Origin of the sequence: Bradyrhizobium sp. 4, from assembly GCF_023100905.1 — a bacterium.
Classification (GTDB): Bacteria; Pseudomonadota; Alphaproteobacteria; order Rhizobiales; family Xanthobacteraceae; genus Bradyrhizobium.
Window position 1 is genome coordinate 748,882 of sequence record NZ_CP064686.1, and the last position, 23,196, is coordinate 772,077.

Annotated in this window: 20 protein-coding genes; 9 read left to right on the forward strand and 11 right to left on the reverse strand. The window is 63.8% G+C overall.

The annotated features are described in order from the left end of the window. Nucleotides 1-62: 62 nt before the first annotated feature. Nucleotides 63-656 (forward strand): GNAT family N-acetyltransferase, encoded by a 594-nt coding sequence (locus IVB45_RS03525; protein ID WP_247362828.1) that lies wholly within the window; start codon nucleotides 63-65, stop codon nucleotides 654-656. Nucleotides 657-766: 110 nt separating this feature from the next. Here IVB45_RS03525 and IVB45_RS03530 read toward each other — a convergent pair whose 3' ends face one another. Beyond that, on the reverse strand, nucleotides 767-1,021 hold the full coding sequence (locus IVB45_RS03530; protein ID WP_247362826.1) for a hypothetical protein: 255 nt from the start codon (nucleotides 1,019-1,021) through the stop codon (nucleotides 767-769). A gap of 82 nt (nucleotides 1,022-1,103) precedes the next feature. Between IVB45_RS03530 and IVB45_RS03535 the strand changes: the two genes are divergently transcribed. Further along, complete coding sequence (locus IVB45_RS03535; protein WP_247283565.1) at nucleotides 1,104-1,733, forward strand: glutathione S-transferase family protein; 630 nt, start codon at nucleotides 1,104-1,106, stop codon at nucleotides 1,731-1,733. Nucleotides 1,734-1,784: 51 nt separating this feature from the next. Here the strand turns inward: IVB45_RS03535 and IVB45_RS03540 are convergent, their stop codons facing one another. The 6 genes from IVB45_RS03540 to metF form a co-directional block, all read right to left on the reverse strand. Next, a complete protein-coding gene (locus IVB45_RS03540; protein ID WP_247362824.1) occupies nucleotides 1,785-2,792 on the reverse strand; it encodes a DUF3592 domain-containing protein in 1,008 nt (335 codons plus the stop codon). A gap of 83 nt (nucleotides 2,793-2,875) precedes the next feature. Then, entirely contained in the window at nucleotides 2,876-3,568 is a 693-nt protein-coding gene (locus IVB45_RS03545) for a hypothetical protein (protein ID WP_245287899.1), read from the reverse strand. A gap of 56 nt (nucleotides 3,569-3,624) precedes the next feature. Then, nucleotides 3,625-3,756: a hypothetical protein gene (locus IVB45_RS38855; RefSeq protein ID WP_256379063.1), complete on the reverse strand. Its 132-nt coding sequence runs from the start codon at nucleotides 3,754-3,756 to the stop codon at nucleotides 3,625-3,627. Nucleotides 3,757-3,969: 213 nt separating this feature from the next. Further along, nucleotides 3,970-4,218, reverse strand: coding sequence for a hypothetical protein (locus IVB45_RS03550; RefSeq protein ID WP_155810035.1), 249 nt, complete (start codon nucleotides 4,216-4,218; stop codon nucleotides 3,970-3,972). 52 nt (nucleotides 4,219-4,270) lie between these two features. Beyond that, nucleotides 4,271-8,134 carry a methionine synthase gene (gene metH, locus IVB45_RS03555; protein ID WP_247807588.1) on the reverse strand — a complete coding sequence of 1,288 codons (3,864 nt, stop codon included), beginning with the start codon at nucleotides 8,132-8,134 and terminating at the stop codon, nucleotides 4,271-4,273. 6 nt (nucleotides 8,135-8,140) lie between these two features. Next, a complete protein-coding gene (gene metF / locus IVB45_RS03560) occupies nucleotides 8,141-9,061 on the reverse strand; it encodes a methylenetetrahydrofolate reductase [NAD(P)H] (RefSeq protein WP_027570183.1) in 921 nt (306 codons plus the stop codon). A gap of 395 nt (nucleotides 9,062-9,456) precedes the next feature. Here metF and IVB45_RS03565 point away from each other — a divergent pair, with 395 nt between their 5' ends. Further along, nucleotides 9,457-10,470: an LLM class flavin-dependent oxidoreductase gene (locus tag IVB45_RS03565; RefSeq protein ID WP_247359483.1), complete on the forward strand. Its 1,014-nt coding sequence runs from the start codon at nucleotides 9,457-9,459 to the stop codon at nucleotides 10,468-10,470. A 45-nt stretch (nucleotides 10,471-10,515) separates the two neighbouring features. On the opposite strand, the gene IVB45_RS03570 is transcribed toward IVB45_RS03565, so the two are convergent. Together IVB45_RS03570 and IVB45_RS03575 are read right to left on the reverse strand one after the other, a co-directional pair. Then, nucleotides 10,516-11,361 (reverse strand): prephenate dehydratase, encoded by an 846-nt coding sequence (locus tag IVB45_RS03570; protein WP_247359484.1) that lies wholly within the window; start codon nucleotides 11,359-11,361, stop codon nucleotides 10,516-10,518. 21 nt (nucleotides 11,362-11,382) lie between these two features. Next, nucleotides 11,383-12,123, reverse strand: coding sequence for a 3-deoxy-manno-octulosonate cytidylyltransferase (locus IVB45_RS03575; RefSeq protein WP_007599748.1), 741 nt, complete (start codon nucleotides 12,121-12,123; stop codon nucleotides 11,383-11,385). Between the two features lie 219 nt (nucleotides 12,124-12,342). Between IVB45_RS03575 and IVB45_RS03580 the strand changes: the two genes are divergently transcribed. The 6 genes from IVB45_RS03580 to IVB45_RS03605 all read left to right on the forward strand — a co-directional run bounded on the left by IVB45_RS03580 (nucleotide 12,343) and on the right by IVB45_RS03605 (nucleotide 20,831). After that, complete coding sequence (locus IVB45_RS03580) at nucleotides 12,343-12,897, forward strand: cytochrome c family protein (protein ID WP_247359485.1); 555 nt, start codon at nucleotides 12,343-12,345, stop codon at nucleotides 12,895-12,897. Nucleotides 12,898-13,105: 208 nt separating this feature from the next. Continuing rightward, nucleotides 13,106-15,007: an extracellular solute-binding protein gene (locus IVB45_RS03585; protein ID WP_247359486.1), complete on the forward strand. Its 1,902-nt coding sequence runs from the start codon at nucleotides 13,106-13,108 to the stop codon at nucleotides 15,005-15,007. A 14-nt stretch (nucleotides 15,008-15,021) separates the two neighbouring features. Then, complete coding sequence (locus IVB45_RS03590; protein ID WP_247359487.1) at nucleotides 15,022-16,902, forward strand: extracellular solute-binding protein; 1,881 nt, start codon at nucleotides 15,022-15,024, stop codon at nucleotides 16,900-16,902. Then, a complete protein-coding gene (locus IVB45_RS03595) occupies nucleotides 16,899-18,008 on the forward strand; it encodes a microcin C ABC transporter permease YejB (protein WP_007605353.1) in 1,110 nt (369 codons plus the stop codon). Before IVB45_RS03590 ends, IVB45_RS03595 begins: the two co-directional genes overlap by 4 nt. Continuing rightward, nucleotides 18,008-19,189, forward strand: a complete 1,182-nt coding sequence (locus tag IVB45_RS03600) for an ABC transporter permease (RefSeq protein WP_247359488.1) — start codon at nucleotides 18,008-18,010, stop codon at nucleotides 19,187-19,189. Before IVB45_RS03595 ends, IVB45_RS03600 begins: the two co-directional genes overlap by 1 nt. 4 nt (nucleotides 19,190-19,193) lie before the next feature. Beyond that, the gene (locus IVB45_RS03605; RefSeq protein WP_247359489.1) at nucleotides 19,194-20,831 is read left to right on the forward strand and encodes an ABC transporter ATP-binding protein; all 1,638 of its coding nucleotides are present in this window, start codon (nucleotides 19,194-19,196) and stop codon (nucleotides 20,829-20,831) included. A 6-nt stretch (nucleotides 20,832-20,837) separates the two neighbouring features. On the opposite strand, the gene IVB45_RS03610 is transcribed toward IVB45_RS03605, so the two are convergent. Together IVB45_RS03610 and IVB45_RS03615 are read right to left on the reverse strand one after the other, a co-directional pair. Further along, nucleotides 20,838-21,692, reverse strand: coding sequence for a C40 family peptidase (locus tag IVB45_RS03610; RefSeq protein WP_247359490.1), 855 nt, complete (start codon nucleotides 21,690-21,692; stop codon nucleotides 20,838-20,840). Then, nucleotides 21,685-23,058 carry a leucyl aminopeptidase family protein gene (locus IVB45_RS03615; protein ID WP_247359491.1) on the reverse strand — a complete coding sequence of 458 codons (1,374 nt, stop codon included), beginning with the start codon at nucleotides 23,056-23,058 and terminating at the stop codon, nucleotides 21,685-21,687. The genes IVB45_RS03610 and IVB45_RS03615 overlap by 8 nt, the downstream gene beginning before the upstream one ends. Nucleotides 23,059-23,196 lie beyond the last annotated feature (138 nt).

The window sequence follows — 23,196 nt, forward strand, 5'->3', positions numbered from 1 at the left end:
TGGCGAAAGCCAGGACGACCCCGAATGTGTGGCCGGCGTTCAGCTTCAAAGGGACGCATCCCATGATCCTCCCCGACGGCTATTCCGACATTCCCGCCGGCAAGATCGCTGCGGTCGTCACGCATCTCGAGATGACGGCGCGTCCGCCGCTGCGTGGCGATCCCCTTGGCGCATGGACCCTGCGCAAGGTCGATACCCCCGCGGTTCATTGGTATCGCGATCTCCATCGCCGCGTCGGCGAGGAGTGGTTGTGGTTTTCGCGGGCGCGCATGAACGACGCCGAGCTCGCCGCAGTCATCCATGCACCGGGCGTCGAGGTCTATGCGCTTGTCGTGGACGGCAACGATGAAGGCCTGCTGGAGCTGGACTTTCGCGAGGCCCGCCAGTGCGAGCTCGTGTATTTCGGCGTCACCGCAAAACTGATCGGCAGTGGTGCCGCTCGCTTTATGATGAACCGCGCGCTTGAGCTCGCGTGGTCACGCGACCTGTCCGGGGTCTGGGTGCACACCTGCACCTTCGACCATCCGTCCGCCGTCGCGTTCTATCAGCGCTCCGGCTTCCGCCCGTTCCGCCGCCAGATCGAGGTTGCCGACGACCCGCGGCTCGATGGCACGGCGCCGCGAACCGCGGCGAAGCATGTGCCGATCATCGAATAAAAGCTACTGTCAGACGTCGCCCCGGACTGGCCGAAGCTCGAAGCGCGAAGGCGGAAGCGCAATCCGGGACAGCGTCCCCGCATTCCGCTCCGCTCCATGCGGGCTACTCCTCAAAACACCTTCTGCTCCGCCCGCGCCAGCGAAAACCCGCGCTGCAAAATGACCGGTGCGGACGGCAGGGCGAAATCGGCGAGATCGGCCTCAACGAGCGGCGTGCGCCGTATGTGCGGACGGATGACGGCCTCGGTCGCCGCGATCCGCTCCCGATTGATGTCCATTGTTGCTGTCATGATGCCGTCCTTGATAGCGCATCCGGCAGACGCTGTCGCGGCGCCGTTGCATCCGGCGCAATGCTCCACTTCCATGATTTTGCTTGCGCTACTGCGGCCTTGCCGTGGAAACTGATCGGCCCTGCCTCGTCTAAAAGCCAGAGAAGAGCGCAAAACCATGTTCCTGATCGGCCAATACGATTCCCCCTTTGTCCGCCGCGTCGCAATTGCGCTGCGGCTGTACGGCCTCGCCTTCGAGCACAGGCCGTGGTCGACCTTCGGCGACGCCGACAAGATCGCGCCCTATAATCCGCTGCGCCGCGTGCCGACGCTGGTGCTCGACGACGGCGAGGCGCTGATCGAGAGCACGGTCATCCTCGATTATCTCGACGAATTGGTAGGGCCGGAGAAGGCGATGCTGCCGCGCTCCGGCGCCGAGCGCCGGCATCATTTGCGCATCTGCGCGCTCGCCTCCGGTCTCGGCGACAAGGCGGTCAGCCTGCTCTACGAGCGCGTGTTGCGGAAGGAGCAGCTTGCGCTGTGGGTGCAGCGTTGCGAAGCGCAGATCGCGGACGTGCTGAAAGCGCTGGAGGCCGAGCGCGCCAAGGTGACCACGCCATACTGGCTAGGCGACCGCATCGGCCATGCCGACATCGCGGTGGCCTGCGTCGTGCGCTTCACCCGCGAGGCGCACCCGCTTCTGTTCGAGACCTCGCGCTATCCGGCGTTGTCGGCGCATGCCGACGCGTGCGAGGCGCTGGTGCCGTTCCAGGAGATCGTGCAGCCACTGTCACCGCCAAAGGGGTGAGGCTCTTTCAATCCCTCCCGCTTACGGGGAGAGGCGAAGGGAGAAGCGCCGCTATGCGAACCCGACCTTGATCAGGATTGTCAGGAACAGGCCGCCGACAACCGCGCAGACCGCGGCGCCGATCAGCGGCCCCAGCGCGCCTGCGCGGCTTGCAGGCTCCAGCACGGCTTGACCGGGCTGGTCCGGATCGTAATAGACCTGGACGCTCTTCCCGGGCCTGTATTTCGCAGCGCCCTCTTCGGCGACCTCGCGCAACCCGGAGATCATGGTGCCGTTCCAATCGACTTCGGTGCCGATGAAGTCGCGCTTGCCGACCCTGTAGGCGTAGCGCAGGTCGACCTGATAGCGGTGGACGAGCTTTGAAGTCGTCGGTCGATTGTCGTGCTCGGTCTTCTCCTCGACGATTTCCTCGATCACGTCGCAATGGGTGACCCTACCGGCAGCGGTCGGCCAGCGCAGGCTGGCGCTCGCCAGCCGGCGCGTCCGGACATAATCGGCGGCGAGGAACACCCCGCCCACGAGCACGATGATCGGCACCGCGAACGCGAACAGCGGCACGCCCTTGTCGGCGTAGAGCACGTGGCCTGCGAACGAATGCGCGGTCAGCGTGGCGGCGATGATGCCGAACACCATTGTGAACGCCACCAGTGCCGCGACGTTCTGCGCGGCGGCGGGCTCCAGCAGCGCCTCGGTCGGTTGCTTCGGATCGACGTGGACGTCGACATGGGCGCCGACCGGATAACGTCCGGTCAGTTTTGCGGCCAAGACCCTCGTCGTGATGACGGTGCCGCCGACAAAGACCTTGTCGCCTTCCAGCTCCTGGCCGCCGGCCTGATAGCGGTAGCGGATGATGGGCTTGGCGTCGTTCCGATCGTCCGAGGTGTGCGCCGCTGGCTGGTCGACCCGGGAGACCGTGATGATGCCCTCCACCTTGTCCCAACTCCGCGCCGCGACCATCCGGCCTCGCATGCGGATCAGGTTGAACAGCGTCAATCCAAACAGCAGCACCGCGATGCCGGCGGCAATCTGGGTCCACATTAATTGTTGGGCGTTCAGCATCCGATTCCCCTGCGCTTCGGCGGCGACCGCCATTGGTCGCGGCGAACGCGCGTTGCGTTCACGTCAGGGGTGCGGCGCCGATCCTATCTCCTCGTGCAGGGCTTGATCTCGCCCGAAGCAGAGTGCATCACGATCGGATTTGGCGACAGTCTGATGCCGAAAAACAATTGAGAGCCGGAGACCTTGTCGTTCGCCCCCTCATGGACGTCAAGATCGAGCTTCGTCGCGATCTCGGATGTCAGTTTGGCCCGCTCCTCCATCGAAATAGTGTTGTGATATTTGATCTCGTAGACGACGTCGGCCTCCAGCACGGACCGCGTCTGGCACACGACGCCGCCGCTCGAAACGTTCTGGGTGACCGCGTCTTCACACTCGGCTTTCAGCAAGGCGTTGCGGGCCGAGATCAGCGACTCGTCGGATATCAGCAGAATGTTGGCGTTCTCGAGCTTGAGGTTGACGGTCTCGACCTGCTGCATTCCGGCGACGGCCGACAGCTTGTCCCTGACCTGGGCCGACACGTCGAGCTTTTTCTCGAGCGACTGCTTCAGGTCGCGGTCGACGGTCCGCGATTTTTGAATCTTGCCGGTGAGCAGCGTCGGATCGACCTCGCAAGTCGGATGCAGCTCCACCCGGCCATTGCTCAGATACTCGATCGTGTTGATCGTGCCGGGGCCGCCGAACGTGCTTGGCGGCACCACCTCGAAATATCCGGTCTCGGAGAGGATGGCCGTGATGGTCTGCTTCTTGCGCGGGAATCCCGCGTAGACCGAGACCATCACGAGGGCTATCGCGACAAAAACTCCGCTACCAAGCCAAAGCCATTTGCGGCTTGTTACTTTCCCGGGCAGCACAACTGATTTTTCTCGCCGCATGGCACATAGCCTTTCGGACAGTCCGCCGCGGCAATCGTGGGTAGCACGACGAGAGCGATCGCGGCGACGAACGGTGCAATGAACTGCTTCATATGTTCGATCCCAAGCAAATCGTCGGTTAAAGGTAGTAGGCCGAGACAGTAGCGAACCAAGGTTGAGCGGACAAGTGAACGAGTTCACAAGCGGCCGATTCTTGCGAGGGCGCATCCGCAGCTGTTCGATGTGCTGCGTCGTTCCGGTACAGGCTAGAGCATTTGCCTCACCGATATTGTTCTGGGAAAGCCAGGACCCATCACCCCAGTTGGTCATTTGGCGAAGATTCGTCGTTCGGTAGTGCCCGCGATCGTCACCGATGGGTCACTCGGCATGAGTCCTGGCTTCCGCCATGACGACACCGAACGTTCGACACCGAACGTGTGGCGCGCGCTCATGATCGCGGCGGACGAGGCAGCGAGTATCAAATGGGCGCGGTCGGCGATCATGCATTCATACAGGTGTTTTGCCCGACGCCGCAAGCCATTTCGGGAAGGACGAAATTTGTCGAGCTTTTTCAACCCCATGCCTACTGTGCATGGGGTTGATTTCTCGTTTTTGTTTGGAGGGCGCCTAGCCCGCGCCCGCGCGCTTCTTCTGCCAGACCAGGTGCACCGCGCAGGTGCAGCCCGGCGGATGCGAGGCAAGCTCCTTCGACGTTTCGTCGTTGGCCGGTGTTGCCGCGAATGCCGCCTTGTCGGCCGTGCCCTCTCGCGCCGGGATGTAGTTCAGGATCGGCGCGAGCCAGCGCTCGGTCTCGGCGACGCTCATGCCCTTGCGCGCAGCATAATCCTCGACCTGATCGCGCTCGATCTTGCCGACGCCGAAATAGTAGCTCTCGGGATTGGCGAGATAGAGCCCCGACACGGAGGAGCCCGGCCACATCGCAAAGCTCTCGGTCAGCTTCACGCCGGCGGTGTTCTCGGCGTCGAGCAGCTCGAACAGCGTGGCCTTCTCGGTGTGATCGGGCTGCGCGGGATAGCCGGGAGCGGGACGGATGCCCTGGTACTTTTCGAGGATCAACTCGTCGGTCGAGAGCGTCTCGTCCGGCGCATAGGCCCAGAACTCGCGGCGGACGCGGGCATGCATGCGCTCGGCGAAGGCTTCGGCGAGGCGATCGGCCAGCGCCTTGCACAGGATCGACGAGTAGTCGTCATTGGCCATCTTGAAACGGTCCGCGACCACATCCTCGCCGATGCCGGCGGTGACGACGAAGCCGCCGACATAATCGGGCACGCCGGTGCCGGCGGGCGCGACGAAGTCGGACAGCGCCGCGTTGAAACGGCCCTCGCGCTTCTCGAGCTGCTGGCGCAGCGTGTGCAGCGTCGCGATCGTCCTGGTCCGGCTCTCGTCGGCGTAGAGCACGATGTCGTCGCCCTGCGCATTGGCCGGCCAGAAGCCGACGGTGGCGCGCGCGCGAAACCATTTCTCCTTGACGATCAGATCGAGCATCTTGCGCGCGTCGTCGTAGAGTGAGCGCGCGACTTCGCCGACCTTGGCATCGTCGAGAATGGCGGGGAAGCGCCCGGCGAGCTCCCAGGTCTGGAAGAACGGCGTCCAGTCGATATAGGGCACCAACTCGGCGAGATCGTAGTCGTCGAAGCTTCGGGTGCCGAGGAAGGTCGGCTTCACCGGCTTGTTCGCGGCAAAGTCGACCGGCACGCGGTTGGCGCGGGCGGTCGCCAGCTTCAGCCGCTTCTTGTCGGCCTGGGCGCGCATATGCGCGTCCGAGATTTTTGCGTATTCAGCGCGGACTTCGGCGGCATAGGCCTCGCGCCTCTCGGGCGACAGCAGAGCAGACGCAACACCAACCGCGCGGCTGGCGTCGTTGACATGCACCACGGGGCCGGCGCGATAGCTCGGGTCGATCTTCACCGCCGTATGCACGCGGCTCGTGGTGGCGCCGCCGATCAAGAGCGGCAGCTTGAGGCCTTCGCGCTGCAATTCTGCGGCGAAGAACGCCATCTCGTCGAGCGAGGGTGTGATCAGGCCGGACAGCCCGACGATGTCGGCCTTCTCCGCCTTCACCGTCTCGACGATCTTGGCCGCGGGCACCATCACGCCGAGATCGATCACCTCGTAATTGTTGCACTGGAGCACGATGCCGACGATGTTCTTGCCGATATCGTGGACGTCGCCCTTGACAGTCGCGAGCACGATCTTGCCGGCGGACGATGAGCCTTCCGTGCCGATGCCGTTGGCGAGATTGCGCGCCTTCTCCTCTTCCATGAACGGCATCAGCCAGGCGACAGCCTGCTTCATCACGCGGGCCGACTTCACCACCTGCGGCAGGAACATCTTGCCGTCGCCGAAGAGATCGCCGACCACGTTCATGCCCGCCATCAGCGGACCCTCGATCACGTCGAGCGGGCGCTTCGAGGCCTTGCGGGCCTCCTCGGTATCCTGCTCGATGAACTCGGTGATCCCGTGGACCAGCGAATGCGACAGCCGCTTCGCCACCGGCCATTCGCGCCAGGCGAGATCGGCTTCCTTGGTCTGGGTCTTGTTGCCGCGGAATCTTTCGGCGAGCGCCAGCAGACGCTCGGACGCACCGGGGTCGCGGTTGAGGATGACGTCCTCGCACACCTGGCGCAATTCGGGATCGATGTCGTCATAGACGATCATCTGCCCGGCATTGACGATGCCCATGTCCATGCCGGCCTTGATGGCGTGATACAGGAACACCGAGTGCATGGCCTCGCGCACCGGTTCGTTGCCGCGGAACGAGAACGACAAATTGGACACGCCGCCCGAGATATGCGCGCCCGGCAGATTCTTGCGAATCCAGCGCGTCGCCTCGATGAAGTCGACGCCGTAATTGTTGTGTTCCTCGATGCCGGTTGCGATCGCGAAAATATTCGGATCGAAGATGATGTCTTCCGGCGAGAAGCCGACGCGGTTCACGAGGATGTCGTAGGCGCGCTTGCAGATCTCGGTCTTGCGGGCGAACGTATCGGCCTGGCCGACCTCGTCGAACGCCATCACCACGACGGCCGCGCCATGACGGCGGGCGACCTTCGCCTCGTGAATGAACTTGTCCTCGCCTTCCTTCATCGAGATCGAGTTGACGACCGGCTTGCCCTGCACGCATTTCAGGCCAGCCTCGATCACGGAGAATTTCGAGCTGTCGACCATCACGGGGACGCGGGCGATGTCGGGCTCGGCGGCGACGAGGTTGAGGAAGGTCACCATCGCGGCTTCCGAGTCCAGAAGGCCCTCGTCCATGTTGACGTCGATGATCTGCGCGCCGTTCTCGACCTGGTCGCGCGCCACCTGCAGCGCGGCGGTGTAGTCGCCGGCGGTGACCAGCTTGCGGAAGCGGGCGGAGCCGGTGACGTTGGTGCGCTCGCCGACGTTCACGAAAGGAATCGCGTCGGTCAGGATGAACGGCTCGAGGCCGGAGAGCCGCAAGCGAGGTTCGATCTCCGGCACGATGCGCGGCTTGTGCGGCGCGACCGCCGCCGCAATCGCCGCGATATGATCCGGCGTGGTGCCGCAGCAGCCGCCGACGATATTGACGAGGCCGTCACGCGCGAACTCGCCGACCAGGCGGGCCATGTATTCCGGGGTCTCGTCATACTGGCCGAACTCGTTGGGCAGGCCGGCATTGGGATAGGCACAAACGAGCGTGTCGGCGACGCGGCCGATATCGGCGATATGCGCGCGCAGATCTTCCGCGCCGAGCGCGCAGTTGAAGCCGATGGTGATGGGCTTGGCGTGTTGCACCGAATGCCAGAACGCTTCCGGCAACTGGCCGGACAACAGGCGGCCGGACTTGTCGGTGATGGTGCCCGACACCATCACCGGCATGTCGATGCCGCGTTCTTCCGTGATCTCGGCGATCGCGTACAGCGCCGCCTTTGCGTTGAGCGTGTCGAAGATGGTCTCGACCAGCAGCAGATCGACGCCGCCGTCGAGCATGCCGTTGATCTGCTCGCCATAGGATTTGCGCAAATCGTCGAACGTGACGGCGCGGTAGCCGGGATTGGACACGTCAGGCGAGATCGAGGCGGTGCGGTTGGTCGGTCCGATGGCGCCGGCGACGAAGCGCGGCTTGCCGTCCTCGGCCTCGACGCGGCGTGCGGCGTTGCCGGCGAGGCGGGCGCCTTCGCGCGCCATCTCGTAGACGATGTCGGCGAGATCGTAATCGGCCTGCGCTATCGAGGTCGTGGAGAAGGTGTTGGTGGCGACGATGTCGGCACCGGCACGCAAATAGGCGGCGTGGATGTCCTCGATCGCCTGCGGCTGGGTCAGGATCAAGAGATCGTTGTTGCCGCGCAAATCGCGATGGAAGGTCTTGAAGCGCTCGCCGCGGAAGGCGGCTTCGTCGAACTGGAGGTTCTGGATCATCGTGCCCATGGCGCCATCGAGCACGAGAATGCGCTCGCGCGCGGCGTTGAGCAGGGCGGTTCGCTTGGGAGAGGTGGATACGGTCATGCTGTCTTAAGCCGCCTTCTGCGCGCTCTTGGCGCGGATGCCGAGCAAATGGCTGATCGCGAACACGAGATCGGCGCGGTTCATGGTGTAGAAATGGAAGGTGTCGACGCCGTGCTTGGCGAGCTTCTGCACCTGGCCGGCGGCGACGGTGGCCGCCACCAGCTTGCGGGTCTCGGCGTCTTCATCGAGGCCCTCGAACTTCGCGGCGATCCAGTCCGGCACGGAGGTGCCGTTGCGGGTGACGAAATTGCGAGCCTGCTTGAAATTATGCATGGGCATGATGCCCGGCACGATCGGGATGTTGATCCCGCGCGCCTGCACGCGGTCGAGATAGCGGAAATAGAGGTCGTTATCGAAGAACACCTGCGTGATCGCGCGGGTCGCACCCGCATCGACCTTGGCCTGCAGCGTGTCGATGTCATCGTCGAAGTCGCGCGCCTCCGGATGCTTCTCAGGGTACGCCGAGACCGACACCTCGATATCGCCGTGCCGCTTCTTGATGCCGGCGACGAGGTCGGCGGAGCTCTGGTAACCGTCGGGATGGCTGGAATAGGCCGTGCCGATGCCGCCCGCGGGATCGCCGCGCAAGGCCACGATGTGGCGGACGCCGACCTCGTGATAGCGATCGACGATCTCGTCGATCTCCCCGCGCGAGGCGCCGACGCAGGTCAGATGCGCGGCCGGCAGCAGCGCGGTTTCTTTCAGGATACGCGAGATGGTCGCGTGGGTGCGCTCACGGGTCGAGCCGCCGGCGCCATAGGTGACCGAGACGAATTTCGGGTCGAGCGGGGCCAGCCGGTTGATGGTGTCCCAGAGATTGCGCTCCATATCTTCCGTCTTGGGCGGAAAGAACTCGAAGGAAATCGCAGGCCGCTTCAGGTACCCGTCTTGCCCGTCGGTGTGGGCAGGCATCGTCGCGTCAGTCATGGGCACCACTCACTCCAAGGGCGCGCCGGGTCGTGGGCGGGCCGCGGTCAGGTCTAGATTGGGAGAGGTCAAGATAAGCCAAAGCGGCCGCGCACGACAGCCCATCGCAGATGGGAAATGGCCCACTTTTGTTATTATCGTAGCAAATGAGATGTCGTTTGAAGTCGAAGTGGGCTAAATGCATTCAGCTATAATGATAAATAAATCAGGCATATAGCCAGAATCCGTGGCCATTTGACGCAAAGTTCTGGCGTGGGCAATGTGAAGGAGTTGTTTTCAGATCGATCTTGTCCCAACTTCGCGGCGCGGTCCGGCGCGCGAGCCCGCGGCCTGCACGTCAGACCTGCGCGCCCTGCCCATTGCCGCTGCGCCGCTCTCCATTACGTTAGCGCGCCATGATCCCGCTCTCAGTCCTCGACCTCTCCGTCGTCACAACAGGCACAAAGCCGGCCGCGGCACTGCGCAACAGCATCGACCTGGCGCGCCATGCCGACGGGCTCGGCTATGTCCGCTACTGGCTCGCCGAGCATCACAACCTTGCCTCCGTCGCCAGCCCGGCGCCCGACGTGATGATCGGGCAGATCGCGGCGGTGACGAAGCACATCCGTGTCGGGTCGGGTGGCGTGATGCTGCCCAATCACGCGCCGCTGGTCGTGGCCGAGCGCTTCAAGATGCTGGAGGCGCTGTTTCCGGGTCGCATCGATCTCGGCCTCGGCCGCGCCCCCGGCACTGATGGTGCCACAGCCTATGCGCTGCGCAGTCGGCTCGATCGCCGCGAAGGCGACGATTTCCTCGAGCGGCTGCACGAATTGATCCTGTGGCAGACCCGGGAATTCCCCTCGGGCCATCCCTACCACAACGTCGTCGCGATGCCCGACGATACGCCGTTGCCGCCGATCTGGCTGCTCGGCTCCAGCGATTATTCGTCCGAGCTCGCCGCGCAGGTCGGCATGGGCTTCGCATTCGCCCATCATTTTGCATCCCACGATGCGATCGATGCGATGGTGCATTATCGCAATCGTTTTCAGCCCTCGGCCTGGAGTTCGAGCCCGCGCGCGATCCTCGCGGTCGCCGTCATCACAGCCGACACGGATGACGAAGCCGAAAAGCTCGCCGCATCTTTCGACCTCAACCGCCTGCGCCGCGACCGCGGCCAGTATCTTCCGTTGCCGAGCGTCGCAGAGGCGCTGGCCTATCCCTATACCGACTCGGAGCGCACCTCGATCCGGCGCAACCGCTCGCGCCTGTTCGTCGGTAACCCGGCGACGGTGCAGAAGACGCTTCAGCCACTGATCGATGCAAGCAAGCCGGACGAGTTGATGGTGATCACCGCCGTCTATGATCACGAGGCGCGAAAGAAATCGTATTCGCTGCTGGCGGAGGCGTTCGGGCTTAAGACGGTCGGATAAGGCTCTCGTGCTCCGGCTCGCGCTTCGCGCGTCCGGGACACGAGACTATTCCATCGTCGCGCGGAACGGGTGGCCTGGATACACGCCGACGATGCGGAATTCGCGCGAGAAGAATTTCAGCTCCTCGATCGCGAAAGCGAGGCCCTTGTCATCAGGGTGGCCGTCGACGTCGGCGTAAAACTGGGTGGCGAAGAAATTGCCGTCGACCATGTAGCTCTCGAGCTTGGTCATGTTGACGCCGTTGGTGGCAAAGCCACCGAGCGCCTTGTAGAGCGCGGCCGGCAAATTGCGCACCCGGAACACAAAAGTCGTGACCAGCGGACCGGAGCCCTGTGCGGCCCATTTCGGTTCGCGCGCGAGCACCACGAAGCGCGTGGTGTTGTGGGCCTCGTCCTCGATGTCCTCGGCCAAAATGTCGAGGCCGTAAATCTTTGCGGCCAGGCGCGAGGCGATCGCGGCGACGGACTTGTCGTTACGCTCGGAAATGTCGCGGGCGCTGCCGGCGGTATCGGCGTGCACGATCGGCTTGATGCCAAGCTTGCGAATGATGCGCCGGCATTGGCCGAGCGCGTGCACGTGGCTCTCGACGCTCTTGATGTCCTCGAGCCTGGTCCCCTTCACCGCCATCAGCTGATGCCGGACCGGCAGAAACCATTCGCCGATGATGAAGAGGCCGGAGGCCGGCAGCAAATGATGGATGTCGGCGACGCGGCCTGCGACCGAATTCTCGATCGGGATCATGCCGAGATCGGCTTCGCCCGACGCGATCGCCGACAAGGCGTCCTCGAAGGTGGCGCAGGGCATCGGCTCGGCGTCGGGATAGGCCTCGACGATGGCGATGTGGGAATTGGCCCCAGGCTCGCCCTGGAATGCGATTTTCAGCTTGCTCATGCTCGGCCTTGTAACAGCGGCTCAGGATTTGGAAAGGATGCTGCGGGCGGTTTCCAGGTCCGCCGGGGTGTCGACCCCGCGGGGCACGGTATCGACGATGGTGAAGTCGATGCGCATTCCGGCCTCGAGCGCCCGGAGTTGCTCGAGCTTCTCCTGCAATTCCAGCGGCGAAGGCGGAAGCCGGACGTAGCGCTCCAGCGCGGCGCGGCGATAGGCGTAGAGGCCGATATGGTGGTAACGCGGCCCGTCGCCGGTCGGCGCGGTTGCGCGGGTGAAATAAAGTGCACGCATGCGTCTGCCGCCGAGCGAGGTCCCGATCGCCTTCACGACGCTGGGCGCGAGGTCCTCCTCCTCGGTGTGGATCTGCGAAGCCAGCGTTGCGATGTCCACGACGGGGTCTTGCAGCGGCGGCAGCACCTCGCGGATGTTGTCGATCGTGATGGTCGGGAAATCGCCCTGGAGATTGACCACGATCTCGGCTTTGCCGTCCGGATCGAGCTTCAGCATGGCCTCGTGGATGCGATCGGAGCCGGACGGGTGCTCCGGGCGGGTCATCACGGCCTCGCCGCCATGGGCGGTCACGACGGACGCGATCTCCGCGGTGTCGGTTGCGACCGCGACCCGGCCTATCCCGGCGGCCTCGGCGCGGCGCATCACGTGCACGATCATCGGCTGCCCCGCGATATCGGCGAGCGGCTTGCCGGGCAGGCGGGTGGCGGCCATGCGGGCTGGAATCAGCACCAGGATGCGGGGATCGATCATGGTTCAAGGGCCTGGAAACGGGGCGTTTTCCGCGCCGAGAAATGGGGTGGGGACGGGCGTGAAGCCCGCTCGCTTATACGGGTTGCCAGACCCCGGGCAAACCGATATCTCAATGGCAAAACTCGGGGAAACAATAAAGGAACGTTGATTCTCCGAGGCTCGTCCTGGCGGCCGCATTGGGCCGCTCGATCCTTCTTGCGGTGTGGGGCCTGGCCGGCAATGGACTCTTTCGAACTGAACAAGATTCTCGGTGCCGTGCTCGGCACCTGTCTCCTTCTGCTGGTGACGAGCTTCACCGCGAGTGCGCTGTTCTCGCCCAAGATGCCGGAAAAGCCGGGCTTCGAGATCGCGGTGAAGGAAGACGCCGGTCACGGCAAGGAAGGCGGCGCTGCCCCCGCGGCCGCCGAACCGATCGAAAAGCTGCTCCAGACCGCCTCGGTCGAGAAGGGCGCCTCCGCCGCCAAGAAGTGCGGCGCCTGCCACACCTTCGAGAAGGGCGGCCCGAACCGTGTCGGTCCGAACCTCTACGGCGTCGTCGGCGACCATGTTGGCGAGGGCCGCGGCGGCTTCAACTTCTCGGCTGCGATGAAGGCCAAGGGCGGCACCTGGGACTTCGATGCGCTCAACAAGTTCATCGCCAATCCCAAGGCGGCTGTCCCGGGCACCGCGATGGGCTTTGCCGGCATCCCGAAGGATAGCGAGCGCGCCGACGTGATCGCTTACCTGAACAGTCTCTCCGACAGCCCGAAGCCGCTGCCGACCGCGACGAAGTAAGGCCTGTCGATTTCGATCTTGGTACGCGGCCGGGCTCAAAGCCCGGCCGTTTGCTTATCCGGGCCTCGCGGCGTTGTTATCGGGGCGTTTGGCCGCAGCGATCGGCCAGCCGGGCTTCCAAGATGAGGAAAAAGCAACATATTCCGTCGAAACCTCGCCTATATTGGGAACTTAAAGGAGTAGCCTCCTTCAAGACAGGAATGTTGATTTGGCCCTTACCCGACGCGATCTCCTGCTCACTGGCACCGCTGCCGCAACGCTCCCCGCCCTTGGTTCCGTAGCGGGCCTTTCCGGCGTCGGCGTGGCACACGCGCAATCCGCCAGCGAGCCGACTTGGCGGCACGCGCTGTCGCTGTTCGGACAGGTCAAGTACCCTGCGGACTTCAAGCGCTTCGACTACGTCAATCCGGAAGCGCCAAAAGGCGGCGTCGCGCGCCAGATCGCCGTCGGCACATTCGACAATTTCAACATCGTCGTCTCCGGTGTGAAGGGGCAAGTTGCCGGTGCCGTGGCATTCATCTACGAATCCCTCACGACGGCCTCGCTCGACGAAGTCTCGACCGAATACGGCGCGCTGGCCGAGGCCGTCAGCCATCCGGATGATTTCTCCTTCGTGACTTACCGCTTGCGGCCGCAAGCCAAATGGCATGACGGCAAGCCGGTTACCGCGGACGACGTGATCTTCTCGCTCGATTCCTTCAAGAAGCACCACCCGCAGTACTCGGCCTATTACAGCCATGTGGTGAAAGCCGAGAAGGTCGGCGAGCGTGAGGTAAAGTTCGTGTTCGACGCGCCGGGCAACCGCGAATTGCCGCAGATCGTTGGGCAGCTCACGGTCCTGCCGAAGCATTGGTGGGAGGGCACCGACGCGCAGGGCCGCAAGCGCGATGTCTCCGCCACCACGCTCGAAGTGCCGCTGGGTTCGGGCCCCTACCGGGTCAAGGAATTCGTTGCCGGGCGGTCGATCGCGCTGGAGCGCGTCAAGGATTATTGGGGGCGCGATCTCGCCGCCAATGTGGGCCGAAATAATTTCGACGAGCTGCGCTACGAGTATTTCCGCGACGCCACCGTGGCGATCGAGGCTTTCAAGGCCGATCAGGTGGATTGGCGCACCGAGAACAGCGCAAAGAATTGGGCGACAGCCTACGACTTCCCGGCCGTCACCGAAAAGCGCGTGATCCTCGAGGAGTTCGCCAATCGCAGCTCGGGCGTCATGCAGGCCTTCGTGCCGAACCTGCGCCGCGCCAAGTTTAAGGATCCGCGCGTGCGACGCGCGCTCAATTACGCCTTCGACTTCGAGGAGATGAACAAGCAGATCTTCTACGGCCAGTACAAGCGCATCAGCAGTTATTTCGATGGCATTGATGAGCTGATGGCGACCGGGCTGCCGCAGGGCAAGGAGCTCGAGATACTCGAGACAGTCCGCGCCGAGGTCCCGCCCGAAGTCTTCACGACGGCCTACACCAACCCGGTCGGCGGCAGTCCGGAAGCCGTTCGCGACAATCTGCGCGAGGCGCTGCGCCTGTTCAAGGAAGCCGGCTACGAGGTGCGCGAGCGCAAGCTGATCGACATCAAGACCGGCGCCCAGTTCTCCCTGGAATTGCTGAACTCAGATCCAAGCTTCGAGCGGATCACGCTGTTCTACAAGCCGTCGCTGGAACGGCTCGGCATTGCCGTCAGCGTGCGGACGGTGGATCCCACCCAGTACGAGAACAGGACGCGGGAGTGGGATTTCGACATCGTCACCAACCCCTGGCCCGAGTCGCAGTCGCCGGGCAACGAGCAGCGCGAGTTCTGGTCATCGAAGACGGCCGACATCGCGGGTTCGCGCAATATTACCGGCATCAAGAACCCGGCGGTCGACAAACTGATCGAGCGCGTGATCTACGCCAAGGGTCGCGACGATCTGGTTGCGGCGACCAAGGCGCTGGATCGGGTGCTGCTGTGGAATCACTACGTCGTGCCCCAGTGGAATTATCCAAAGGTGCGCACCGCGCGCTGGGACCGCTTCGGCCGGCCGGCGGAATTGCCCAAATACGGTCTGTCCGGCTTCCCGTTCGTCTGGTGGTACGACGCAGACAAAGCGGCGCGGATCGCAAAGAAGTCGTGAAGGGCATTTCTCGCATGGCGCAGCTTTCACGCCGGCATGTGCTGGCCTTGGGTGCCGGTGGCGCGTTCAGCGCCTCCTGGCTCCGGGGCGCGGCAGCGTCCGAGATGCATGCAGAGGCCCACGGCATGTCGGCCTTCGGCGACCTCAAATATCCCGCCGACTTCCATCACTTCGACTACGTCAATGTCGACGCGCCGAAGGGCGGCACCTTCTCGCTTATCCCGTCGGTGCGCGCCTACAACCAGTCCTACCAGACCTTCAACTCGCTCAATGCCTTCATCCTCAAAGGCGATGGCGCGCAGGGCATGGACATGACCTTTGCGCCGCTGATGGTGCGCGCCAATGACGAACCGGACGGGATGTACGGGCTTGCCGCCAAGTCTGTAAATATATCGGCAGACAAGCTGGTCTATCGCTTCACGATGCGGCCCGAGGCGAAATTCCACGACGGCACCAAGCTGACCGCGCACGACGCGGCGTTTTCGCTGACGTCGCTGAAGACGAAAGGCCATCCCCTGATCATCGTGCAGATGCGCGATATGGTCAGCGCGGAAGCCGTTGACGATGCGACGCTTGTCGTGACCTTCGCCAAGGGACGTGCGCGCGACGTGCCGCTCTATGTCGCGAGCCTGCCGATCTTCTCGAAAGCGTATTATGCCTCTCGCGCTTTCGACGAAACGTCGCTCGATATCCCGTTGGGCTCGGGGCCGTACAAGGTCGGCAAGTTCGAGGTCAACCGCTACATCGAATACGAGCGCGTCAAGGATTGGTGGGCTGCCGATCTGCCCCCCTGTCGCGGCAGCTACAATTTCGACGTCGTGCGCTACGAATTCTACCGCGACCGCGATGTCGCTTTCGAAGGTTTCACCGGCAAGAATTATCTCTACCGCGAGGAGTTCACTGCTCGTATCTGGGCGACCCGCTATGACTTCCCCGCGGTCAAGGACGGTCGCGTCAAGATGGAGGTCGTGCCCGACGACACGCCGTCCGGCGCGCAAGGATGGTTCATCAACACGCGGCGCGAAAAATTCAGGGATCCTCGCGTGCGTGAGGCACTGATCGACGCCTTCGACTTCGAGTGGACCAACAAGACCATCATGTACGGTGCTTATGCTCGCACGGTGTCGCCATTTCAGAATTCGGACCTGATGGCGAGCGACGGGCCTCCGCCGCCGGAAGAACTGAAGCTGCTGGAGCCGTTTCGCGGCCAGGTTCCCGCGGAGGTGTTCGCCGCACCGTTCACCCCGCCAGTCTCCGACGGCTCCGGGCAGGACCGCAGCCTGTTGCGCAAGGCGCAGCAATTGCTCAGCGACGCCGGCCTGCCAATCAAGGACGGCAAGAGGGTGCTGCCAAACGGAGAGATCTTCAGGATTGAATTCCTGTTGGACGAAGCTTCGTTCCAGCCGCACCATGGGCCCTACATCAAGAATCTCGCGACGCTCGGCATCGAAGCGAGCGTGCGCCTCGTCGATGCCGTACAACATAAGGCGCGCCAGGAAGATTTCGACTTCGATATGACGATCCAACGCTTCAGCATGTCGGCAACGCCGGGTGACGCCATGCGCGCGTTCTTCTCGTCGCAGGTCGCGGCAACGAAGGGCTCGTACAATCTCGCGGGCGTCGCCAGCCCGGCGATCGATGCCATGATCGAGAAGATCATGGCGGCCGACAGCCGCGAGGACTTGACCATCGCCTGCCGCGCCTTCGATCGCCTGTTTCGCGCCGGCCGTTATTGGGTGCCTCAATGGTATAACAAGACGCACCGGCTTGCTTATTGGGACCAATTCGGTCATCCGCAGAAGCCGCCGCGTTATGCCAACGGCGTCGGCGCTCCCGACATCTGGTGGTACGAGGGTGGCAAGGCCGCGAAGCTCGATCAGGCGAAACAGCCATGAGCGCCTATATCGCCCGCCGCATCCTGCTGATGATCCCGACCTTGCTCGGGATCCTCTTCGTCTCCTTCATCGTCGTGCAGTTCGCGCCGGGCGGCCCGGTCGAGCGCGTGATCGCGCAGCTCTCGGGCGCCGACACCGGCGGCACCTCGCGCATTTCCGGCGGCAGCGACTTTGCGCAGCGCGCCCCGGGGCAGTTGGGGGCCGGCGGCGACGCCATCAATTCGAAATATCGCGGCGCGCAAGGCCTCGATCCAGACTTCATCAAAAAGCTGGAAGTGCAGTTCGGCTTCGACAAGCCGGCCCCTGAGCGCTTCGCGCTGATGGTCTGGAATTTCGCCCGCTTCGATTTCGGCAAGAGCTATTTTCGCGATGTCAGCGTGCTCCAGCTCGTCAAGGAGAAGTTGCCGGTCTCGATCTCGCTCGGCATCTGGCTGACGTTGCTCACTTACCTGATCTCGATTCCGCTCGGCATCCGCAAGGCGGTCAGGGACGGGACGCGCTTCGACACCTGGACGTCGAGCGTGCTCGTGCTCGGCTACGCCATACCCGGCTTCCTGTTCGCGATCCTCCTGATCATCCTGTTTGCCGGCGGCTCGTTCTTCAACTGGTTCCCGCTGCGCGGACTGACGTCGGACGGCTGGTCGCAATTTCCCTGGTACTGGAAGATCATCGATTACTTCTGGCATTTGACACTGCCGCTGATCGCCATGGGGCTCGGTGCGTTCACCACCATGACGTTCCTGACCAAGAACTCGTTTCTGGACGAGATCCGCAAGCAGTATGTGATGACCGCGCGCGCGAAGGGCTGCAGCGAGAACCGGGTGCTCTACGGTCACGTCTTCCGCAACGCGATGCTGATCGTCATCGCCGGCTTTCCCAGCACCTTTATTCACGCCTTCTTCTCGGGCTCGCTTCTGATCGAGACCATCTTCTCGCTGGACGGACTGGGACTACTCAGTTTCGAAAGCGTTCTCAACCGCGACTACCCCGTGGTGTTCGGCACGCTCTTCATCTTCTCGCTCGTCGGCCTCGTGATCAACCTGATCTCTGACCTGACCTATATGTGGATTGATCCGCGGATCGATTTCGAGGCGCGGGAGGTCTGATGACGCTGGCCGCTCCCACCACGCCGATCGAAACCACTGCGAAGTCGCCGCTCGGCAGTGCCGTGCCGATCACGCGCAAACCGTTCGTGCCGTCGCCGCTCAACAGGCGCCGGTGGCAGAATTTCAAGGCGAACCGGCGCGGCTACTGGTCGTTCTGGATCTTCCTGATCCTGTTTGTGGTGTCGCTGTTCGCCGAGTTGATTGCCAATGATCGGCCGTTCCTGATCAAATATGACGGCCACCTCTATTGGCCGTCCGTCGTCACCTATTCGGAAACCACTTTCGGCGGCGACTTCGAAACGGCGGCCGACTATCGCGATCCCTACTTGCAGAAGCTGATCAGGGAGAAGGGCGGCAGCATCGTCTGGCCGCTGATCCGCTATTCCTACGACACCCACAATCTCGATCTGCCGACGCCGGCGCCGTCGCGGCCGACCTGGATGTTGACGGAAGCGCAGTGCAAGCCCGTCGTCGAGAAGAAGGGCCTCAAGAGCTGCCGCGATCTCGAATACAACTGGCTTGGCACCGACGATCAGGGCCGCGACGTGGTGGCGCGGCTGATCTACGGCTTCCGCATTTCGGTGCTGTTCGGCCTCTGCCTGACCATCGTCTCCTCCGTCGTCGGCATCGCGGCCGGCGCGGTGCAGGGCTATTTCGGCGGCTGGATCGACCTGTTGTTCCAGCGTTTCATCGAGATATGGACTGCGATCCCTTCGCTCTATCTGCTGCTGATCCTGTCGTCGGTGCTGGTGCCCGGTTTCTTCGTGCTCCTCGGCATCCTGCTGTTGTTTTCCTGGGTGTCGCTGGTCGGGCTTGTGCGCGCGGAATTCCTGCGCGGGCGCAATTTCGAGTACATCCAGGCGGCGCGGGCGCTCGGCGTGTCGAACAAGGTCATCATGTTCCGGCATCTGTTGCCGAACGCGATGGTCGCGACCATGACATTCCTGCCGTTCATCGTGTCGAGTTCGGTGATGACGCTGACGGCGCTCGACTTCCTGGGGTTCGGACTGCCGCCCGGCTCGCCGTCGCTCGGCGAGCTGCTGTCGCAGGGCAAGTCCAACGTGCAGGCGCCCTGGCTCGGTTTCTCCGGCTTCTTCTCGGTCGCGATCATGCTGTCGCTCTTGATCTTCGTCGGCGAGGCCGTGCGCGACGCGTTCGATCCGCGCAAGACGTTCAGGTAAGCCAATGGACGCGATCAACCAGCCTCTGCTCAGCGTGCGCGACCTCTCGGTGGCTTTCCACCAGGGCGGCGCCACCACGCTCGCGGTCGACAAGGTCTCGTTCCAGATCAGGCGCGGCGAGTGCCTGGCGCTGGTCGGCGAGTCCGGCTCCGGCAAGTCGGTCAGCGCGCTCTCGATTCTCAAGCTGTTGCCCTATCCGAACGCCTCGCATCCTTCGGGCAGCATCCACTTCAAGGGCCAGGAACTGATCGACCGGTCGGAGCAGGAGATGCGGGAGATTCGCGGCAGCGACATCTCGATCATCTTCCAGGAGCCGATGACCTCGCTCAACCCACTCCACACGATCGAGGCGCAGATCGGCGAGATCATCCAGCTGCACAATCCGACCAGCAATGCCGAGGCGCGCGGGCGGACGCTGGAATTGCTGACGCAGGTTGGCATTCCCGAGCCAGAAACGCGGCTGAAGAGCTATCCGCACCAGCTCTCCGGCGGCCAGCGCCAGCGCGTGATGATCGCGATGGCGCTCGCCAACGAGCCGGACCTGCTGATCGCGGACGAGCCGACCACGGCGCTCGACGTCACCGTGCAAGCGCAGATCCTGACGCTGCTCGCAGAGATCCGCGGCCGGCTCGGCATGAGCCTGCTCTTCATCACCCACGATCTCGGCATCGTGCGCCGCATCGCCGACCAGGTCTGCGTCATGAAGGGCGGCGAGATCGTGGAGCAGGGGCCGGTCGAGCAGGTCTTCAAGAGCCCGAAGCATCCCTATACGCGCGACCTGCTCGCCGCGGAGCCGAAGCCGGATCCCGCGCCGCCGCAGCCAGATGCGCCGGTGGTGATGTCGGCCGACGATCTGAAAGTCTGGTTTCCGATCAAGCGCGGGTTGATGCGCAAGACGGTCGGCCACATCAAGGCGGTGGACGGCGTCAGCATCGCCGTGCGCAAAGGCGAGACGCTCGGCGTCGTCGGCGAGTCCGGCTCGGGCAAGACCACGCTGGGGCTCGCATTGCTGCGGCTGATCTCCTCGAACGGACGCATTGTGTTCCTGGGGCAGGATATCCAGGGTCTGCGCTTCAAGGAAATGCGGCCGTTCCGGCGCGACATGCAGATCGTGTTTCAGGATCCGTTCGGCTCGCTCAGCCCGCGCATGTCGGTCGCCGACATCGTCGCGGAAGGCCTCACCGTGCATCAGCCGCAGCTCTCGCGCGGCGAGCGTGAGGAGCGCGTCGTCAAGGCGCTCGAGGACGTCGGATTGAAGCCGGATACCCGCAACCGTTATCCGCACGAATTCTCCGGCGGCCAGCGCCAGCGCATCAGCATCGCGCGGGCGGTGGTGCTGGAGCCGGATTTCGTCGTGCTGGATGAGCCGACCAGTGCGCTCGACATGCTGATTCAGGCGCAGATGGTCGATCTGCTACGTGAATTGCAGCGCCGTCGCGATCTCACCTACATGTTCATCTCGCACGATCTGCGCGTCGTCGCCTCGCTCGCGAGCCATCTGATCGTGATGCGTGGCGGCAAGGTGGTCGAGGAAGGCCAGGCCGCCGAGATCTTCAGGAATCCGAAGACGGATTACACGCGCGCGCTGTTTGCGGCGGCGTTCCGGCTGGAGACGGCCGAGAACGGTTCGGCGGCGACGTAGCGTCCGTCAGAGCCGCTTGATCGCGGTGACCTCGCTGCCGGCTTGCTTGATCCGTGCGATGGCCGGCTCGATCGGCTCGATCACCGTTGCCATGTGATGCGCATTGGCGTGAACCATGGTGCCGCCATCGCGGACGATCGCGACATGCCCCTTCCAGAAGATGAGATCGCCGCGTTGTGGCTTGCTCTGCTCATGCGGCTCCAGCGCGCGACCGAGGCCGGCCTGCTGCATGTCGCTGTCGCGCGGGCAGCCGATGCCCGCTGACGTCAGCGAGATCTGGACGAGTCCGGAGCAATCGACGCCAAGGCTGCTCTTGCCACCCCAGAGATAGGGCGTGCCGACGAAACGCTCGGCGACGGCGACGAAATCCGGCTCGCGATGACCGAGCGGGACGAGATGGGGCTTGGGCAGATATTGTCCGTCGCGCGTCACGGCGAAGCTGCCGTCCTCGCGCACAACCACGATCTTTGATCCCATCACCAGGGTGTCTGCGGGCGGCAGCTTGATCGAGGGACCGGGGAAGGCAAAGGTTCGTAGCGCGCTGACCATATGGGTCGGGGCGGCCGAGGGCTTCATCAGCGCTGCATCCGGCAGCCAGCCGACATAGCCGTCACCGGAAAGCTGACCCCACACCCAGCCTTCGCCGTTGCGGTCGTAGACCGTGACGCGCTCGCCGCGCAACGCTTGCGTCATCAGCATCGCGTTCGACGACGGCTGTTCGCGCACGGGCGCGATCGCCTCGACTGTCTCGAATTCCTCGCCCGTGACGAAACGATCCGCCTGCACCTTGCCTTCGAGGTATTTTGCGGCGAGGTCGCCGCGCGCGGGTGTCAGCCTTGGATCTCGCCCAGGATCACGCATAGCGCTCGCTCAACAATGTGTAGATCGCGCGCGCGGCCTGGCATTCGCCGCCCTCGGGGCGTGCGGGCTTCGCCGACGGTGTCCAGCCATAGATGTCGACATGCAGCCAGCTCCTGGCGTGTTCGACGAAGCGTTGCAGGAACAGTGCGCAGATGATCGAGCCGGCAAAGCCGCCTGATGGTGCGTTGGTGATGGTGGCGGTCTTGGAGTCCAGCCACGCATCGTAAGGCGGCCACAGCGGCATGCGCCACAGCGGATCGTTCTCCTTCACCGCGCATCGTGCGACGTCGGCGGCAAGCATCTCATCGTTGGTGTAAAACGGCGGCAAATCCGGCCCCAGCGCGACGCGTGCCGCTCCCGTCAGCGTGCCGAGATCGATCAGCAGGTCCGGCTTTTCCTCGTCCGCCAGCGCCAGCGCGTCGGCAAGCACCAGCCGTCCCTCCGCGTCCGTATTGCCGATCTCGACCGTGATGCCCTTGCGCGAGGTGAAGATGTCGAGCGGGCGAAAGGCATTGCCCGCCACCGCGTTCTCCACGGCCGGAATCAGCACGCGCAGACGTACCTTCAGCTTCGCATCCATCACCATGCGCGCCAGCGCCAGCACGTTGGCGGCGCCTCCCATGTCCTTCTTCATGATCAGCATGCCGCTCGAAGGCTTCAGGTCGAGCCCGCCGGTGTCGAAGCAGACGCCCTTGCCGACCAGCGTCACCTTGGGATGCGCCGGGTCGCCCCAGCCGATGTCGATCAGCCGCGGCGCGCGGTCTGAGGCCATGCCGACGGCGTGGATCAGCGGAAAACTCGTCTTCAACTCATCACCGATGGTGCAGGCAAAGCTTGCACCGAATTCGGCGGCGAGATCCTGCGCGGCTGCGGCAAGCTCCTCCGGCCCCATGTCGTTGGCCGGCGTGTTGATGAGGTCGCGCGCCAGCATTGCGGCGTCCGCCATGCGGTTGATCTCGGTCGCGTCGACGCCGTCGGGTGGCACGAGACGGACCTCGGGGCGATCCGCCTTGCGGTACCGGGCAAAGCGGTAGCTGCCGAGTGCGAAGGCGAGTGCGGCGAGCCGTGCATCGTGCGGTGCATTGGCGAAGCGATAGACGCCCGGCGGCAGCAGGCCGGCCAGGGCGCCCGGTCGGAACAGGTCGCGCGATCTTGCACTTTCGTCCTCGATCCCGAACAGCACTTGCGCGATCGCGCCATCGGGCGCGGGCAGCGCAAGATAGCCGCCCGGCTTTGCGGTAAAGGCGCTCGCAGTGGCGAACTGGCGTTGCGCCGCCGGTAGCCGCTCAGCGACCTGATCCCAGCTCGACTTGGTGACGAAGGTGATCGGAATGGCGGTAGGCGACGTCTCGAAGACAGAAGGCATTGGCGGGTCCGGATCGTCAGATCGAGCGGGTCATACGAACGGACGAGATTTCGCAGAGTTTCGCCGCCGCTGCAATCAGCTTTGCTGCCATCGTTGAGCGATCCGCTACTCGCAGCAAGGGGGCCATGCTAGGTTCCG